Consider the following 369-nt stretch of genomic DNA (forward strand, 5'->3'; position numbering starts at 1 on the left):
ATCTAAAGTAAAATCGGTTTTTGTTTTTCCTTCTTTTTGAAAAAATGGTATTTTAACATCATAAAAATCTAGTGCTTTCCAGAGCTTTTGATCTAGTTTTAAGTTATTAGATATAATATGTAAGTAAATTCCTGCTTTATTTTCATCCATTAAATCATAAATATAAATTTTACTTGCACTTAAATCTGCTTGTTTATAATTAGCTTTTTTAAAATTAAAATCAAGCTTTTGCTTATTTAAACTTAAATTAAGTTTTGGAATTTCAATTGGATCCATTTTGCCATCTAAACTAATTTTAACTTTATCAACATAACCTGAAGCTTCAATATTATCTAAATAATATCTTTTTTTATTAAAATCTATAAAACC

The 369-nt window shown here is 22.0% G+C and carries 1 pseudogene; it reads right to left on the bottom strand.

Annotation, left to right across the window (positions count from 1 at the left end):
- Nucleotides 1-369: pseudogene (locus tag JG677_RS08675) on the bottom strand (YhdP family protein); the annotation flags it as partial.

The organism is Campylobacter sp. TTU-622, assembly GCF_016598965.1.
Taxonomy (GTDB): Bacteria; Campylobacterota; Campylobacteria; order Campylobacterales; family Campylobacteraceae; genus Campylobacter_D.